Annotated in this window: 16 protein-coding genes; 12 read left to right on the top strand and 4 right to left on the bottom strand. The window is 70.6% G+C overall.

What is annotated here, in order from left to right:
- Window positions 1-75: 75 nt before the first annotated feature.
- Complete coding sequence (locus ACZ4WS_RS45700) at window positions 76-1,434, bottom strand: DUF2252 domain-containing protein (RefSeq protein WP_467989811.1); 1,359 nt, start codon at window positions 1,432-1,434, stop codon at window positions 76-78.
- Between the two features lie 5 nt (window positions 1,435-1,439).
- The gene (locus tag ACZ4WS_RS45695; protein WP_467989863.1) at window positions 1,440-1,931 is read right to left on the bottom strand and encodes a hypothetical protein; all 492 of its coding nucleotides are present in this window, start codon (window positions 1,929-1,931) and stop codon (window positions 1,440-1,442) included.
- A 213-nt stretch (window positions 1,932-2,144) separates the two neighbouring features.
- Here ACZ4WS_RS45695 and ACZ4WS_RS45690 point away from each other — a divergent pair, with 213 nt between their 5' ends.
- Complete coding sequence (locus ACZ4WS_RS45690; protein WP_467989809.1) at window positions 2,145-3,341, top strand: winged helix DNA-binding domain-containing protein; 1,197 nt, start codon at window positions 2,145-2,147, stop codon at window positions 3,339-3,341.
- Between the two features lie 176 nt (window positions 3,342-3,517).
- Here ACZ4WS_RS45690 and ACZ4WS_RS45685 read toward each other — a convergent pair whose 3' ends face one another.
- Window positions 3,518-3,826, bottom strand: a complete 309-nt coding sequence (locus tag ACZ4WS_RS45685; RefSeq protein WP_467989808.1) for a hypothetical protein — start codon at window positions 3,824-3,826, stop codon at window positions 3,518-3,520.
- Window positions 3,827-4,119: 293 nt separating this feature from the next.
- Between ACZ4WS_RS45685 and ACZ4WS_RS45680 the strand changes: the two genes are divergently transcribed.
- From ACZ4WS_RS45680 to ACZ4WS_RS45635, 10 genes are all read left to right on the top strand, one after another.
- Window positions 4,120-4,479 (top strand): arsenate reductase family protein, encoded by a 360-nt coding sequence (locus ACZ4WS_RS45680; RefSeq protein WP_467989807.1) that lies wholly within the window; start codon window positions 4,120-4,122, stop codon window positions 4,477-4,479.
- 135 nt (window positions 4,480-4,614) lie between these two features.
- A complete protein-coding gene (locus ACZ4WS_RS45675) occupies window positions 4,615-5,280 on the top strand; it encodes an RlpA-like double-psi beta-barrel domain-containing protein (protein ID WP_467989806.1) in 666 nt (221 codons plus the stop codon).
- A gap of 401 nt (window positions 5,281-5,681) precedes the next feature.
- On the top strand, window positions 5,682-6,710 hold the full coding sequence (glnII, locus tag ACZ4WS_RS45670) for a glutamine synthetase (RefSeq protein WP_467989805.1): 1,029 nt from the start codon (window positions 5,682-5,684) through the stop codon (window positions 6,708-6,710).
- Between the two features lie 86 nt (window positions 6,711-6,796).
- A complete protein-coding gene (locus ACZ4WS_RS45665) occupies window positions 6,797-7,735 on the top strand; it encodes a DUF6891 domain-containing protein (protein WP_467989803.1) in 939 nt (312 codons plus the stop codon).
- A gap of 89 nt (window positions 7,736-7,824) precedes the next feature.
- Window positions 7,825-7,947 carry a hypothetical protein gene (locus ACZ4WS_RS45660; protein ID WP_365343278.1) on the top strand — a complete coding sequence of 41 codons (123 nt, stop codon included), beginning with the start codon at window positions 7,825-7,827 and terminating at the stop codon, window positions 7,945-7,947.
- Between the two features lie 118 nt (window positions 7,948-8,065).
- Window positions 8,066-8,680 (top strand): winged helix-turn-helix domain-containing protein, encoded by a 615-nt coding sequence (locus ACZ4WS_RS45655; RefSeq protein ID WP_467989801.1) that lies wholly within the window; start codon window positions 8,066-8,068, stop codon window positions 8,678-8,680.
- A gap of 92 nt (window positions 8,681-8,772) precedes the next feature.
- Window positions 8,773-9,762 (top strand): SDR family oxidoreductase, encoded by a 990-nt coding sequence (locus tag ACZ4WS_RS45650; protein ID WP_467989799.1) that lies wholly within the window; start codon window positions 8,773-8,775, stop codon window positions 9,760-9,762.
- A gap of 196 nt (window positions 9,763-9,958) precedes the next feature.
- Window positions 9,959-11,233 (top strand): sensor histidine kinase, encoded by a 1,275-nt coding sequence (locus ACZ4WS_RS45645; protein WP_467989797.1) that lies wholly within the window; start codon window positions 9,959-9,961, stop codon window positions 11,231-11,233.
- Entirely contained in the window at window positions 11,218-11,871 is a 654-nt protein-coding gene (locus ACZ4WS_RS45640) for a LuxR C-terminal-related transcriptional regulator (protein WP_467989795.1), read from the top strand. The genes ACZ4WS_RS45645 and ACZ4WS_RS45640 overlap by 16 nt, the downstream gene beginning before the upstream one ends.
- Window positions 11,872-12,083: 212 nt before the next feature.
- Window positions 12,084-13,631, top strand: a complete 1,548-nt coding sequence (locus ACZ4WS_RS45635; protein WP_467989794.1) for a DUF1996 domain-containing protein — start codon at window positions 12,084-12,086, stop codon at window positions 13,629-13,631.
- Window positions 13,632-13,720: 89 nt separating this feature from the next.
- Here ACZ4WS_RS45635 and ACZ4WS_RS45630 read toward each other — a convergent pair whose 3' ends face one another.
- Entirely contained in the window at window positions 13,721-14,140 is a 420-nt protein-coding gene (locus ACZ4WS_RS45630) for a hypothetical protein (RefSeq protein WP_467989792.1), read from the bottom strand.
- Between the two features lie 320 nt (window positions 14,141-14,460).
- Between ACZ4WS_RS45630 and ACZ4WS_RS45625 the strand changes: the two genes are divergently transcribed.
- The gene (locus ACZ4WS_RS45625) at window positions 14,461-16,389 is read left to right on the top strand and encodes a hypothetical protein (protein WP_467989790.1); all 1,929 of its coding nucleotides are present in this window, start codon (window positions 14,461-14,463) and stop codon (window positions 16,387-16,389) included.
- Window positions 16,390-16,485 lie beyond the last annotated feature (96 nt).

Below are 16,485 nucleotides of genomic sequence, written 5' to 3'. Positions count from 1 at the left end.
GACGATCAGGCCCAGACGCTCGGGCCCCGAGGCTCAGACGCCGAGGCTGAGACCCCGACGCTCAGAGCCAGACGCTCAGACGCCGGGTGCCGCCGCGACCACCCCCGCCGCCACGGCCGCGCCCAGCGCCGCATGGTCGGCGGTGTTCTGGTCCGCGTACCGCAGCGCGAAGTCGGCGACGGCGCGTTCGAAGGTGTCGGCGGCGCCGAGGTACGCGGCGATCGCTATGCGGTCGCCGGAGCGGGCGTGGGCGCGGGCCAGGGCGGTGCCGCACAGGTCGGCGTAGCTCTGCAGCCGGCCGGGGGCCATCCCGGCGACGTCCGCGGAGCCCTTCATGTCACGCAGCTGCCGCCAGTAGAACGCGCGTCCCTGCGGTCCGGTCATCCAGCCGAGGAAGATGTCGCTCGCGGCCTGCAGAAGCCGCTGGCCCGCGACGACCCGATGCCCTGGATGGAGATACGGGCCGGTGGGCAGATGCTCTTCGAGCACGGACTTGGCGGCCTCCTTGATCTGCAGGAACAGCGCGTCGTCCGCGTCCCGGCCGGCGAGCAGCACGATGAAGCAGCGGGTGCCGACACTGCCGACGCCGACGACCTTGCGGGCGGCGTCGACGAAGCGGTAGCGGTCGAGGAGGAGGCGGCGCTCCTCGGAGAGCGTGGAGCGGTAGTCGCTGAAGATCTTGCGGAGCGAGGCCATGTCGGGGGCTCCGGCCGGCTCCAGCAGCGGCGGGTCGTGGACGATGCGGCGGCGTCCGTCGACGGTCTCGGTGAGTTTGCCCAGCGCATGCAGACTGCTGCGGCGGCGGGCGCGCGCGAGGCTCGACTCGACACGTCTGCGGCGCCTGGCGGAACGGATCAGCGGGAGCAGCTGGTCGGCGTCGATGCGCTCGTACCAGACGGCCAGCTCGTTCTGCCCGGCGAGCCGCCGTACGGCCTTGCGGTACCCGCCCGCCGCGGCCTGCGCCGCGCGCCGGACCTGCTCCTCCGGGTGCCCGTTCTCGCGGGCCGCGACCGCGACGCTGGCCGCGAGCCGTTTGACGTCCCACTCGAAGGGGCCCGGAAACGTCTCGTCGAAGTCGTTGAGGTCGAAGAGCAGGCTGCGTTCCGGGGAGGCGTACAGGCCGAAGTTCAGGAGATGGGCGTCACCGCACAGCTGCACCATGAGCCCGGTGTGCGGCTGGGCCGCCAGATCGGCGGCCATCACGGCGGCGCCGCCGCGCAGGAACGCGAACGGCGACGCGGTCATCCGCCCGTACCGGATCGGCAGCAGCTCCTGAAGCCGGTCCCTGCCCTGCCTTTCGAGTACGGCGACGGGGTCGGGCCGGTCGGCGGCGGGGATCCAGGTGGCGTGCGCGGAGCGGGAGACGCTCTTGCGGGCCGCCTTGCCCTGGGCCGCGCGGTCCGCCGGGGTGGGCGTCGCGCCGTTCTGGACCACGGCCGTCAGTGCCGCACGGCTCGGGCGACGTCGGCGCGGACGTCGCCGGAGAGTGTGCGGGTGCTGCGGGCGGTGGCGTCCTTCGAGGCGCCCGCCGCGACGTCGCCCACGGTGACGACGACCGTGTCGAGGAGGTTGCCGCCCGGGTCACGGAAGTCGACCTGGACGGCGTACGTCTTCGTCGATGAGGCGGAGTTGGTGACGGTCACCTTGGCCGTGGAGCGCCCGTCGGAGCCGGTGGTCACGCCGCCGACCTTCACGTCGCCCTTGGCGTTCACGCCGTTCTTGAACTCGTCGAGCTTCCGGCCGGCCTCGGCGGTCGCGGAGGCCAGGGCGTCACCGGCCTGGGAGGCGAGGGAGGCGGCCGCGGACGCTGCCTTGGAGGCAGTGCCCGCGGGCGAACCGTTGTCCGAGCAGCCGGTGAGGGACACGGCCAGTGCCGTCGTCAGGGCCGTCGCGACCACCGCCGGGACCATCCCCCGTATGCCGGGGACCATCCGTCGTATGCCGAGCACCATCCCTCGTATGCCGAGCCTCTGCATCGCGTCTCCCGACGTGCTCGTCGTTTCTGCGGTTGCCTCAGTCAAGGCCGCGAGCAGGGCGCACGCATGCCGGGTCCGGCGAACGGGTGAAGCGCGCCCGCCGGGGCCGGGCGTTCGAGAGGATGAGGACGAAGCGCGTGGCGACGGTACGGGTGAGGCGGAGGCGGCGTGGGCGAGCGGCGGCGGCACATCGGGGTGGCGGAGCGGCGGGCCCGGCTCGCGCTGCGCCAGCGGCTCGCGGTGGCCGCGCGCGCGGCGGGTCCCGAGGAGGTCGCGGAGTCGCTGGTCGCGCTGCACGGGACCGATCCGGCGACGGTGTATCTGGCGGTGGGCGCGCGGCTGGCGGACGCCGGTAAGACGGTGGAGGAGGTCGACCGGGCGCTGTACGAGGACCGGTCCCTGGTCCGGATGCACGGCATGCGGCACACCGTGTTCGTGTTTCCCACCGAGCTGGCCGCCGTGGTGCATGCCTCGACCGGGCTCGCCATCGCCGCGAAGGCGCGGGCCGGGCTGATCAAGGACATGACGAGCGGCAGCGACGGGCGGCTGACCGAGGAGTGGCTCGCGGAGGTCGAGGCGTCCGCGCTCGCCGCCCTTGCCCGGCGCGGGCAGGCCACGGTGAACGAACTCACCCGGGACGAGCCGCGGTTGAAGGAACAGTTCACGTACGGCGCGGGCAAGAGCTACGAGAGTCCGCACACCGTGTCGTCCCGGCTGATGCGGGTCCTCGGCGTCGAGGGCAGGGTCGTACGCGGCCGGCCACTCGGCTCGTGGACGTCCAGCCAGTTCCGCTGGGCCGTCGCCCCGCCACATCCCGAACTCCCGCCCGCCGAGGCCCAGCCCGAACTGCTGCGCCGCCGGCTCACGGCGTGCGGGCCCGCCACGGAGGCGGACCTGAAGTGGTGGACGGGATGGAAGGTCACCGATGTGCGGCGTTCGCTGGCCGCGATCGGGGCGGTGGCCGTGTCGCTCGACGGCGGGGTGACCGGATACGTGGCCGACGGCGATCTCGGTCCTGTCGCCGGGCCCTCGTCGCCCTGGGCCGCGCTGCTGCCCGGTCTCGATCCCACGGCCATGGGGTGGCAGGAGCGGGACTGGTACCTCTCCCCCTCGCTGCGGCCCGCCCTCTTCGACGGCAGTGGGAATGTCGGGCCGACGGTGTGGTGGAACGGGCGAGTGGTCGGAGGGTGGGCGCAGCGGGCCGATGGTGAGGTGGTGTGGCGGGTCCTGGACGCGGAGGGGCTCGGGCGGGACGCCCACGACGCCATCTCGACGGAGGCTGCGCGCTTGCAGGCGTGGGTGGGGCGGACCCGGGTCACTCCACGCTTCCGGACCCCACTGGAACGGGAGCTGTCGTCGGGGTGAGTTTCTCGCCCCCGCCGCCCCCCAGACCCCCGCTGTCGGCCTGACGGCCTCGTCCCCAAACGCCGGACGGGCTGATTTCAGCCCCTCCGGCGTTTGAGGAGCGGGGTCTGGGGCGGAGCCCCAGGACGGGACGGGTAAGGGCGGCGGGGGCGAAAAAACTCGCCCCCGCCAAGAGGTCAGCGCGAGTACCTCATCAACGCCCGGACCATGTGGCACGTGGTGTCCGACGGCGGGTGGACGCCGATGAGTTCCGCGGTGGTGCGTATCGTCTCGTTACGGGCCTGGTTCGGCACATACACACCGGAGTCGAGCAGAGCGATCGCAAGGCGCATCGCCTTGAGCCGGCGATTGTGCGTGACGTACCACTCGCGGGGACGCCCCGGCGGCAGCGGGCGCTTCTCCATGGGCTCGTACGGCAGGTCCAGCAGGACCGCCCTCTTGGACGTGGACTGAGTGGGCAGCGGCTTCAGTGCGGCAGCGGGCACAGGCATCCTCCTGTCGCGGTCAGGGCACCGCCGGACCCCCCGGCGACACCCTCGAACACTGCTTCCAGTTTACTGGCTGCCACTGACATCCAGGGAGTCCACAGAGCCTCCCAAAGGTCCAGGTGAGCAAGGGAATTGTCGCCGTGTCACACCAGGTCCGCGAGGTGTGCGTGAGACGCGAGAAAATCGAACAGAGCGCCCGTCGCGGAGCGCAGGAGAGGGATACCGCCTTCGACCGCAGGCGGCGATGCCGTGACTCAGGTGGGATGGGGTGGTTCCCGTAACGTGTGCGCATGGAGATCTGGATCAATCCGGCCTGTTCGAAGTGCCGTAGCGCCATCAGCCTGCTCGACGCCGAGGGCGCCGACTACACCGTCCGCCGCTATCTGGAGGACGTACCGACGGAGGACGAGATCCGCGCCGTACTGGAGCGGCTCGGGCTCGAACCGTGGGACATCACGCGGACGCAGGAAGCTGTCGCCAAGGAGCTGGGGATGAAGGAGTGGGCCCGGGAGGCGGGTTCACGAGAGCGGTGGATCAAGGCGCTGTCCGAGCACCCGAAGCTCATCCAGCGGCCGATCATCACCGCGGACGACGGGACGGCCCTCGTCGCACGCACCGATGACGCAGTACGGGACGCTTTGTCCAGGTAGTCGCCAGGCAGTCGCCCGCAGTCGCCAACTCCCTTGTGACCTACGTTACTTCAGTGACCCCTGTAACTGTTGAGTAACCACGTTCGGCATCTCGTACATAGCGGCGTAACGCTCCCCTTCATTCAGGAGGCGCTCATGTCGCGCAGGAGAACTCTCAGCACCAAGAAGAAGCTCGCCCTGCTGGTCAGCGCCGCGGCCGTGGCCGGAGGAGGGGCCTTCGCCCTGGCCGCCACCTCGAACGCGGCGTCCGTGCAGAACGCGCAGAACTCGACGGTCTGCCAGGGACTGGCCACCGCGCTCGGCAACAACCAGAAGTTCATCGACGGCCAACGGGCCACTCCGGACGCGCAGTCGGCGGCCCGGATCGCCAACCGCGAGGCCGTCATCGCGCAGATCAAGGTTCAGCAGAAGGCGTCCGGCTGCACGGTCGGGGAGTCGGCTCAGGACTCCCAGGCCGCCACACAGCCCGCGCAGTCGGCTCCCGCGCAGAGCGCTCCCGCACAGTCCTCGCCCGCCCAGAGCGCTCCCGCGGACAACGCCGGTGGCGCCGTCGGCCAGCAGGTCTGTGCCGGTTCGACCGTCACGCTCTCCGGTGAGGGCGGCGCCCCGGCCGCGTCCAGCAATCAGTTCCCGGCCGGTACGAAGCTCAAGGTCACGAACCTGGACAACAACAAGTCCACCACCGTGGAGGTCACCTCGGTCTCCGGCAGCTGCGTCCTGCTGAACAACGCGGCCTTCGAACAGGTCCGGGAACCCGGCAAGTTCCTGATCCGCAAGGCCCGCATCGAGAAGGTGGGGTGACAGTCGCAGCTGCCGCTGATTTCCGGTCCTGCCGCCCCCTCCGGGAGCGGCAGGACCGGTTCGCGAACCGCAACGGTCCGCACTCCATCGACGTACACCTCAACGAAAGGGAAGAAAGGGAAGATTCGAATAAATCGCGCTCACCCTCATCGCATACGAGCCGTCCCACCCGGGATCCGCAAGAGGCGACCGGGCCGCCGATCGCGGTCGCGAACGCTCCCGTCGGGCGATGCCGAGTGACACCGCGCACACACAGCCCAGGTAACACGGGGTTCACATTCGGGCAATGATCGGGAAATCGCCTGTTGACAGGCTGCCGGACATCTCCCGCGGCGCCCCAGTGCCGCAGCGCCGCAGCACCCGCAGTGCGACTGAAGACCCACCCCGAAGGATGTGGCCCCGTGACCTTCAAGGCTGAGTACATCTGGATCGACGGCACCGAGCCGACGGCCAAGCTCCGTTCCAAGACGAAGATACTGGGCGACGACGCCAAGGGTGCCGAGCTGCCGATCTGGGGCTTCGACGGGTCCTCCACGAACCAGGCCGAGGGTCACGCCTCCGACCGCGTACTCAAGCCGGTCGCCACCTACCCGGACCCGATCCGCGGCGGCGACGACGTCCTCGTCATGTGCGAGGTCCTCAACATCGACATGACGCCGCACGAGTCCAACACGCGTGCCGCGCTCGCCGAGGTCGAGGAGAAGTTCGGCGCCCAGGAGCCGATCTTCGGCATCGAGCAGGAGTACACCTTCTTCAAGGGCTCGCGCCCGCTCGGCTTCCCCGAGGGCGGCTTCCCGGCCGCGCAGGGCGGCTACTACTGCGGTGTCGGCTCGGACGAGATCTTCGGCCGTGACGTCGTCGAGGCGCACCTGGAGAACTGCCTCAAGGCGGGTCTGGGCATCTCCGGCATCAACGCCGAGGTCATGCCCGGCCAGTGGGAGTTCCAGGTCGGCCCGCTGGCGCCGCTGGAGGTCTCCGACCAGCTGTGGGTGGCCCGCTGGCTGCTCTACCGCACCGCCGAGGACTTCGGCGTCTCCGCGACGCTGGACCCGAAGCCGGTGAAGGGCGACTGGAACGGCGCGGGCGCGCACACCAACTTCTCCACCAAGGCGATGCGCGAGGGCTACGACGCGATCATCACCGCGTGCGAGTCGCTGGGCGAGGGCTCCAAGCCGCTGGACCACGTCAAGAACTACGGCGCCGGCATCGACGACCGTCTGACCGGCCTGCACGAGACCGCCCCGTGGAACGAGTACAGCTACGGCGTCTCCAACCGCGGCGCCTCGGTCCGCATCCCGTGGCAGGTCGAGAAGGACGGCAAGGGCTACATCGAGGACCGCCGTCCGAACGCGAACGTCGACCCGTACGTGGTGACGCGTCTGCTCGTCGACACGTGCTGCTCCGCGCTGGAGAAGGCCGGCCAGGTCTGATCCGTTCCGGACTCCTGCGAGGGGGCGCCCACCATTCCCGGTGGGCGCCCCCTCGCGTTGTCAGTGGCGCGTGCCAGTCTTGATCCATGCAGAGCGACAAGGCCCTCACCGACGCATCCCTCGCCATCAAGGTCGAGACGGAGAACTGGCAGAAGCACGCGCGGATTTCGGCGGAGCAGCTGCGGGAGCTGGTGGAGCGGATCGGTGGTGACGGCGACCACTACCTGGTCGTGCAGCGCATACCGGATGTCCCGGACGTGTTCATCCAGACGTGGCACGAGCACGGCGGGGACTACCAGTTGGAGTACCGGGAGAGCCGCAGCCGCTTCTTCGGGACGGTTCTCGCCGACCGCGACCGGGTCGCGGAGGCCATGGCGGGCTGGGCCCGGCAGGAGGACGGCTGGGACGCGGGGATCGCATGGGAGCCCCTCGGGCACGATGCCCCGGAGGAGATCCCGGAGCTTCCGCAGGGCGTACGGGAAGAGGTCGAGGAGCGGATCCGGGAGCTGCTGCGCTGCGGCTACGGCGACCGGGCGCAGCTGGCCGAGGACGCCGAGGAGTACCTGGTCGACGGTGACAGCCGTCCCGTGTCCAAGCCGCAGGCGCGGCAGCTCGTCGACCGGCTCTGGCTGGAGCGCCTCGCCGAGCAGGAGACCTGGGAAGGGATCACCGACCCCGAGCGCGTCACCCGGGTCTTCGCGGCACTCGACGCGAGCGGCATCACCGCGCGCGAGAACTTCACCTGCTGCCGCAACTGCGGCACCACGGAAATAGCCGCCGAGCGCGGCGAGGGAGCCCGGGGCTTCGTCTATTTCCACTCCCAGTGCACGGAGAGCGCGGCCGCGGGGCACGGACTGACGCTGCTGTACGGCGGGTTCGACGACTCGGCCGAGACCACGGCCGCCGTCGGACGCGAGGTCGTCGCGGCGCTCACCGCGGCCGGACTGTCCACGGAGTGGGACGGATCCCCGGACAGAGCGATCACGGTCACGGGCCTGACGTGGCACAAACGGCTGGTCGGATAAGGAGACGCAACGTCAAGTTCACGCCAAGGAAGCGTCCGACCTGTGAGAGGAGTCTCCTGCCCGGCTCCGGCTTCTGCTTCAATGGGACCATGGCCAGCTTCCAGAAGTACACCGCGACGGGTCGCCATGACCTCGAGCCCTTCTGGCCTTCCCGTCAGCACCACGACTTCGACCGGGTGTGTTGCCGCGCGATGAACGCGCGGGCCCTCTAAAGCCGTACACCCCGGCCTTCGGCCAGCGCGCACGACGTACGTCCTCGACGACTGAGACCACGAACTCACGGTCGTCGAGCTCTCCGACGAACTTCTCGCGCGAAAGAGCTGACCTCACATGGCGAACACCCGTTCCTTCTCCTCCGTCGCGACCTCCCCCGCTCTCGACTTCGCTCGAGCGGGGGGACCCCCATCCGCCCCGTCCACCGGCTCGGCACGGCACCGACTGCGCGCCGTCGACCGGGACGAGGTGGTCGACGTCGCCGACTTCCTGCCGCCGGGCGCCACCTGGCTGCCCGCCCCCCAGCACACCCTGCCCGTGCTGCCGGGCCAGCCGCCGATGATCGGCTACCTGGTCCTCGTACCCGCCGACCAGCAGCCCGTGCTGCCGGTCGCCGTGCCGGACCGGCCCGAGCCGTCGGTGGCCGCCGCCGGCGACGACCCGCTCGTCCGCGTCGACACCGTGCAGCGCACCGCCGAGGTCGACGGGCAGCCCCTCGACCTCACCTACCTGGAGTTCGAGCTGCTCGCGCATCTCGTCGCGCATCCGCACCGGGTGCACACCCGGGACCAACTGGTCACCACGGTGTGGGGCTACGGGCATGTGGGCGACGGGCGGACCGTCGACGTCCATGTCGCGCGGCTGCGCCGCAAGCTCGGTGCCGAGCACCGGCAGGCGATCCAGACGGTGCGGCGGGTGGGGTACAAGTACGCGCCGCCGACGGGGCGTTGACCGTGCGCCGCTGACAGAGGTCGTGCCGCGGCGGATCTTCTGTCAGCAGATTTCCGTTCCGTCCGGCGGAGCGTCCGGGCAGAGTCGTCGGTATGAGACTTCTGATGCTGGGCGGTACGGAGTTCGCGGGGCGCGCCGTTGTGGAGGCGGCGCTCGGACGGGGCTGGGACGTGACCGTCTTCCACCGGGGACGGCACGAACCCCCTGCCGGGGTACGGTCGTTGCTGGGCGACCGCACCACATCCGACGGGCTCGCGGCGCTTGCCGAAGGTGAGTGGGATGTCGTCGTCGACACCTGGTCGGCGGCGCCGCGGGCCGTCCGGGACACGGCGCGGCTGCTGGCCGGTCGCGTCCGGCAGTACGTGTATGTGTCGAGCTGCTCCGTGTACGAGTGGCCTCGGCCCGCCGGATACACCGAGGAAACGGCCCTCGTGGAGGGGGCGTCCGCCGGCGCGGAGCAGACCGACTACGCGCGGGACAAGCGGGGCGGTGAGCTGGCCGTGCTCGACGCCTTCGGGGCGGAGCGTTCGCTGCTGGTGCGGGCCGGGCTGATCCTCGGGCCGTACGAGAACGTCGGGCGCCTGCCGTGGTGGCTGAACCGGGTCGCCCGTGGTGGGCCCGTGCTCGCGCCCGGGCCTCGTGATCTCCCCCTCCAGTACGTCGATGTCCGTGACCTCGCCGAGTGGGTCCTCGGGGCGGTGGAGCGGGGGCTGGGCGGGGCGTACAACCTGGTCGCGCCTCAGGGGCACACCACGATGGGGGCGCTTCTCGACGCGTGCGTTCAGGTCACCGGGGCCCAGGTGGAGCTTCGGTGGACCGATCCCGATGTCGTCCTCGACGCGGGGATCGAGCCCTGGACTCAGCTGCCGGTGTGGGTGCCGGGTGGGACTGATCTCCACGATGCGCTGCACCGGGCGGATGTGTCCCGTGCGGTGGGGGCCGGGTTGCGGTGTCGGCCCGTGCTGGAGACCGTCGCCGACACCTGGAGCTGGCTCCGGAGCCTTGGCGGGGTTGCGCCGCAGCGGGCCGATCGGCCTGCGGTGGGGCTGGACCCTGTGGTGGAGGCGAAGGTGCTGGGGTAGGTTTTTCGCCCCCTCCACCCCTACCCGTCCCGTACCTGGGGGCTGCCGCCCCCAGACCCCCGCTATCAGCCTGAACGGCCTCGTCCTCAAACGCCGGACGGGCCAAGAATCAGCCCATCTGGGGTGCAGGTAACACCACCCCGGCCGGGGTGCTCGGCCCAGTGACCTGTGCGATCGGGTCGGCAAGACTACGCGCATGGAGACGCAGAGCAGCGACATCCGTGCGCGAGTGCGGGACGTCGTCGTGGCAGGTGGGCGCGGGCTTGTGCTGGCGGTCGTGGGGCCGGCCGGGTCGATCACCCTCTTCGTGCTGGCCGTCGTGTCGATCGTGCTCGTGCCGCTCGGGGTCGGAATCGTCACGACGCCGTGGGTGCTGACGGGCGTGCGGGCGTTCGCGGACCGGCGGCGGGTGGTGGCCGCGGAGTGGTGCGGGGTGCGGATTCCGGCCATGCCGTATCGGTCCGTCCCGGAGGGGGCGAGCCCGTGGGCGCGGTGTTTCCGGATGCTCGGGGACCGGGCCACCTGGCGGGACCTGGCGTGGCTGCTGTTCGACATGACCGCCGGGTTCGTCACCGCGGTGCTGCCCGCCGCGCTGCTCTGCTACCCGGTGGAGGGGTTCGCGCTGGCGCTCGGACTGTGGCGGGTCTTCACGGACGGCACGCACGTCGGATGGTGGTACGGCTTCGTGCCGATCTCCGGACAGGGGTCGGCACTCCTCGCGGGCGCGCTGGCCGCCGTACTCCTCGTCGGCTCCTACTACCTCTCCCCGGCGCTGCTGCGCGCCCACTTCCTCCTCACCCGCTCCGTACTCGCGTCCGGGAACGGCGAACTCGCCGAGCGGGTGCGCGTGCTGACCGAGACCAGGCGTGACGCCGTCGACACCTCGGCGGCCGAACTGCGGCGTATCGAGCGGGATCTGCACGACGGGGCGCAGGCGCGGCTGGTGGCGATGGGCATGGATCTGGGGACGATCGAGGCGCTGATCGAGAAGGATCCGGCGAAGGCCAAGGAACTGCTGGCCCAGGCCCGCAAGTCCTCCGCCGACGCGCTCACCGAGCTGCGGGATCTCGTGCGGGGCATCCATCCGCCAGTGCTCGCCGAGCGCGGACTCGGTGACGCGGTACGGGCGTTGGCGCTGCGGCTGCCCCTCGCGAGCGAGGTGAACGTGGATCTCGCGGGGCGGCCCGACGCACCCGTCGAGTCCGCCGCCTACTTCGCCGTCAGCGAGGTGCTGACCAACGCGGTCAAGCACTCGGGCGGCGACCGCCTCTGGATCGACCTGCACCACACGGACGGCATGCTGCGGATGGCGGTCACCGACAACGGCAGCGGCGGCGCGCGGATCGGCGCCGGCTCGGGACTCTCCGGGGTGGAGCGGCGACTCGGTACATTCGACGGCGTCCTGGCCGTCAGCAGTCCCGCGGGCGGTCCCACCATGGTCACCATGGAGATCCCTTGCGCGTTGTGCTAGCCGAAGACCTGTTCCTGCTGCGCGACGGACTGGTCCGGATGCTCGAGGCGTACGACTTCGAGATCGCCGCGGCCGTCGAGAGCGGGCCCGAACTCAGCCGCGCCCTGGCCGAGTTGGAGCCGGACGTCGCCGTGGTCGACGTACGGCTGCCGCCCTCGCACACCGACGAGGGGTTGCAGTGCGCGCTGCAGGCCCGCCGCGACAGGCCCGGGCTGCCGGTGCTCGTGCTGTCGCAGCACGTGGAGCAGTTGTACGCGCGGGAGCTGCTCGCCGACGGCACGGGCGGGGTGGGCTATCTGCTCAAGGACCGGGTGTTCGACGCGGAGCAGTTCATCGATGCCGTGCGACGGGTGGCGGCGGGCGGGACGGCCATGGACCCGCAAGTCATCCAGCAGCTGCTGTCGCGGCGGTCCACCGTCGACCAGCCGCTCGGGCGGCTCACCCCGCGCGAGCTGGAGGTGCTCGAACTGATGGCGCAGGGCCGCTCGAACGCGGCGATCGCGGGTCAACTCGTGGTCACGGAACGGGCGATCGCCAAGCACACCTCCAACATCTTCGCCAAGCTGGGCCTCGAGGTCTCGGACGACGACAACCGGCGGGTGCTCGCGGTCCTCGCGTATTTGGATCAGGGGCGCTGAATATCATTCAAATCTGCTGGTTCAAACCTCCTGGGGGAGATCAACTCCCGTTGAAACGCGGGCTTCTGGGCCCATTGTGCCGGAATTGACCTCATGAACTTCTAAGATTTTCCTGGGTTTCTGAACGCCCCACGCGCCCCCTGCGTATGGAATGGAGCCGCTTCACTCCTGTCGGGCGCCTCGATGCCCCGCAAGGAAGTCAGAGGAGTTCCATGGGACGCAACATACGAAAACGCCGTTCGCCGCTGGCCGTTCGCGCCGTTGCCGCGTCGGCAGCTCTCGCGATCGGTGGGGGCGGGCTGATCTGGGCGAATTTCTACGCCTCGGCACACGAGGAGAACAACTCCCCCAACACCACGAAGGCTGCCACCGCCCAGGTGGCCACGATCAGCTGCCCCGATGTCGGGCAGAAGCTCTCCGACGTGCCGAACCAGGCCCGTACGGAGGTCGACGGCGAGCTCGCCACGCTCGACCAGCAGATCACCGACGCGTACCAACGCCTTGCCACCACGCGGGATGCACAGGCCAGGGACGCCAGTTTCGTCCAGAACTCCGTGCTCGGACCGCTCAAGGACCGGCGTGCGGCGATCATCGACCGGATCCAGCTGGAGATCACGCGGGTCGGCGGCACCGCACCGGACTCGCTGGACGGTCTTGCCACCTGCGCCGGAACCACCGCCGACCAGACGCAGACCAACGCCGGTGGCTGGAACAACAACAATGGTCAGAACAACAATGGCCAGAACAATTCCGGGCAGGGCCAGAACAACAATGGCGGCGCCACGGCCAGCGCGGCCCCGAGCGCCTCGGCCTCCGCGCCCGCCGGCAATGGCGGTCAGGCCGGAAACGGTCCCGTCGCGGCCGACTTCGTGGACATCACGAAGGTCCAGCCGAATGTGGCCCGGAAGGCGCGGACCCGGGCCGGCGGTTCAACCGGAACGTTCACGAGTTCCTGTGGCGTGAACGCCAACAAGAAGTTCAACACCGACAACGTGATCGTGGCTCCCGGCGTCACCAACGGCGCGCACCACCTGCACGACTACGTCGGTAACCAGTCGAACGACGCCTTCGCCAACAACGACACGTTCGCGGCGGCTCAGACCAGCTGCACCAACCAGGGCGACAAGTCGTCGTACTACTGGCCGGTCGTGCGTATCCAGAACGGTACGCAGGACTTCGACCAGAACAACGACGGCGGTGGCAAGGAAGGCAACGTCGGTCAGATCCAGCAGGTCAAGCAGGCGCAGATCAAGTTCGTCGGCAACGCGAAGAGCAAGGTCGTCGCGATGCCGAAGTTCCTGCGGATCATCACCGGTGACGCGAAGACCACGACCAACGGCCTCGCGAACGCCAACGCCCACTGGAGCTGCACCGGCTTCGAGAGCAAGGTGCAGCTGACGACGCAGTACCCGATCTGCCCCCAAGGCAGCAGCGTGGTGCGCACGTTCGCCTTCCAGAGCTGCTGGGACGGCCAGAACATCGACAGCGCGAACCACCGTACGCACGTGGCCTTCGCCGACGCCCAGGGCAACTGTGCGAACGGCTTCAAGGCGATCCCGCAGCTGACGATGCGCCTGGTGTACAACGTGCCGGCGCCGGTCATCCAGAACGGGCAGGTCAAGAACGCCTACGCGGTGGACGGCTTCCCGGAACAGCTGCACAAGCCGGCCACCGACCACGACGACTTCATCAACGTCTTCGACGAGAACACGATGAACACCCTGGTCAACTGCATCAACACCGGCCAGCGCTGCAAGTAGTAACACCCACGGCAGTAACACCCACGGAGAGAGCCGGTGGCGGGATTCCCCGCCACCGGCTCTCTCCGTTGCCCCGCAGTCCCGCGCGGTCAGCCGCTGTGATGACCGGCGTGCGCGGCTCCCTCCTCCAGGGTCCCGCCGAGCCGGCCGCGCAGCGTCGTGACCAACTTCTGGTCCCCGACGGCGACCCATTTGGCGCCGACGAGGTAAGAACCGCCGTAGTCCTTGGCCCCGTTGAGCCACTCGCGCTGCCCGCGGTCGGTGGCGAAGGTCGCCAGGATGAACTTGCCGTCGCTGATCCTGCAGACGCCCTGGCGGATCTCGTCCGCGTCCGTCTGGATGTCCGGCGTGCACTTCACCTCGGCCGCCAGATCCTCCAGGCTGCCGGTCGCCGTGGCCGGGACGGTGTCCTCGGTCGTGGCCGCCTTGTCGCCCGATCCGCCGCAGCCGGTGAGCATCAGCAGGGCCACGGCCGCCCCGGCCAGAAGCTTCTCGCGTGTCAACCTCATACGTTCCTCCGGTACCTGTCGGCGCTCACGCCGATGAGAGCCCCGGCGAGGGCTCTGCCTTCGATACGGCTCCGGGACGCCCCGTGCTCAATCGACCGCTGTTCCGCGAGGTGATCCGGTGCCGCGAGGGGCACGTCCGCGCGAAGGTGTCCCCTGCCGGCGGCACGGACCTGAATCCCCCGCTCCCAGCGGGGGAGGGCGTCAACAGCGGTCGATGGCGAACCTCACTCGACCAGCACTGGACCCGGAGGCGGATACGCCCCCTTCCGGGCCTCCGGTCTCCAACGTGACCATCCAATGATTCGCTCGTTTTGCTGAACGTGCAGTCACAGGATGTAGCCCCGCGCCCCGCACCCGCCTCCGGACCGGTCGTCGACGTCGAGCAGGCCGAGGCCGCGCTCGTCGAGCACTATCCGCGGCTCGTCCGGCTCGCGTATCTGGTGCTGCCACCGAGCCTCGGCCGCAACCGCCGGGTGCTGACCGCGCACGCCCTCACCCAGCGCGCGCTGCCCCGGGGCCGTACGTCCGGTGACGCCACGGTCATCCCGGTCCAGCAGACCGGCGGCGGCCGCGACGGCGACCCGGGCTACGCCTTCGTACGCCTCCAAGTGGTGCGTACGGCGCTGGAGGCGGGCCTGCCGCTGAAGCGGCGGGCGTGGCCCAAGCGGTCCCAGCTGCCGCCGCTGCTGCCCCAGGTGTGGGGCCTCAGGCTCTTCCCGCGCTCGGGCGGCGCCGACGAACTCGCCCTGGACCAGCGCCTGTCCGCGCTCTCCGGACCCGCCCGCGCCGCTTATGTGCTGCGCGGTCTGGAGAAGCTGTCGGACGCGGACGTACGGAAGGTGCTGACGGCGGCCGGGGCCGAGGACCCGGGCGCGGCGCTGGCGGAGGCCGGTGGCGCGCAGGCCCACGAATCCCTCCTCAACTCCCCCGAGTTCGACCCCTGTTCTCTGCACGCCCGGCCCACCGACCTGATGCGGCGCAGGCAGCACATGAAGGCCGCGCTGGCCGCCGCCGCGGCTGTGGCCGTGTGCGGTGCGCTGCTCGTGCTGCCCGGGGACGGGTGGGGGCCCGACGGTGCCGCGGCGCCGTCGTACGCGCAGAACCCGGCGGCCGAAGCCGCCCTGGATCCCGGCAAGTTGACCAAGGTGGCCGCCACCGCCTGGGAGTCGTCCGCGCGCACCGACTTCTCCGTGTGGCCCGCGCGCGGGAACCTCGTCGGGAACCGCGCACTGCTGCGGCGCGCGCTCGCCGTGTGGGCACGGCCCGGCGAGTCCGTGGCGGTCTCGGCGACCCCCGGCACCCCGTCGGGCGCCCCGCCCGGACCGCCGCAGCTGCTGTACGCGGGCGAGGTCGACCAGGCGCGTGTGGTGATTCTCTACGACGGTCTGCGCATCGCGCGATACGCCGAGCCGAAGGACGGCACGACCGGGGCGGCCCTCGACTTCGCCCGCGTCGACGGCGCGACGGGGGCCGAGGCGGACGCGGTGGTCCTCGACCGTGCCGACGGCAACGTCCGCTATCTGACGGCCCCTTGGGTGACCAAGGCCGCCGAGCGGGACCTGATGAAGCCGTCCTCCGGTGCGATGGACCTCGCCCTCTCGGCCGAAGGCGTCACCGCTCCGCTGGCCGGCCCGGCACAGACCGGCACGTGCACGTCGTGGAACGTGCTCCAGCTGACGGACAACTCGGGCACGCGTCTGACGGCCGACCTCGGCGAGCTGACCCCGGCGCACCTCACCTCGGGGCAGCCCTCGGCACCGCACGAGGCGTCCGGCTCCGAGGCGCTGCGGACCTGGGCGCCGTTCGCCTGCTCACTCGCCTCCGTGCGCTCGCAGGGCGTGCGGTCCGTGAACGCCTGGCAGTACGCGCAGCAGCCGCTGCCCGACGCGAGCGGCAGCGCCGCCTGGGTCTGCACACGGGCCGACACCTGGCGGGGCGGCGGCACCCGCGTGCTCGCGCAGTTCCGCACGCCGGGCGGGCCGTACGGGGCGGTCGCGGCGAAGGCCGAGAACTCGCCCGCGTGCGGCTCCCGCGACCCCCATGTGCTGGCGGGTGTGCTGTGGAAGTCGGGCACGGGAACCTGGTACCTCCTGGCGGCCGGGAGCCAGGACACGGCGTCGATCACCGCGACCGGCGGGGTCAGCGGGTCGGCGCAGGGCAGCGTGCTCGCGGTGCGGACGAAGCGGGGGGCCCAGGCCGGGCTGAAGGGGAGTCTGGACGACGGAAGGTCGATCGCGGGACTGCGCTAGCTGTTCTGTCCACGGAGGTTGGTGACAGTGATCACGGCTGGGTGATCTTGAACGAGTGAGGGCCTTCCGGGTTCGGTGTGGATTGCGACGTCTACA

The sequence above is a fragment of the Streptomyces sp. NPDC029292 genome, assembly GCF_055569295.1.
The sequence above is the reverse complement of the archived record's forward strand: the minus strand, read 5'-3'. Positions and strand labels throughout refer to the sequence as shown.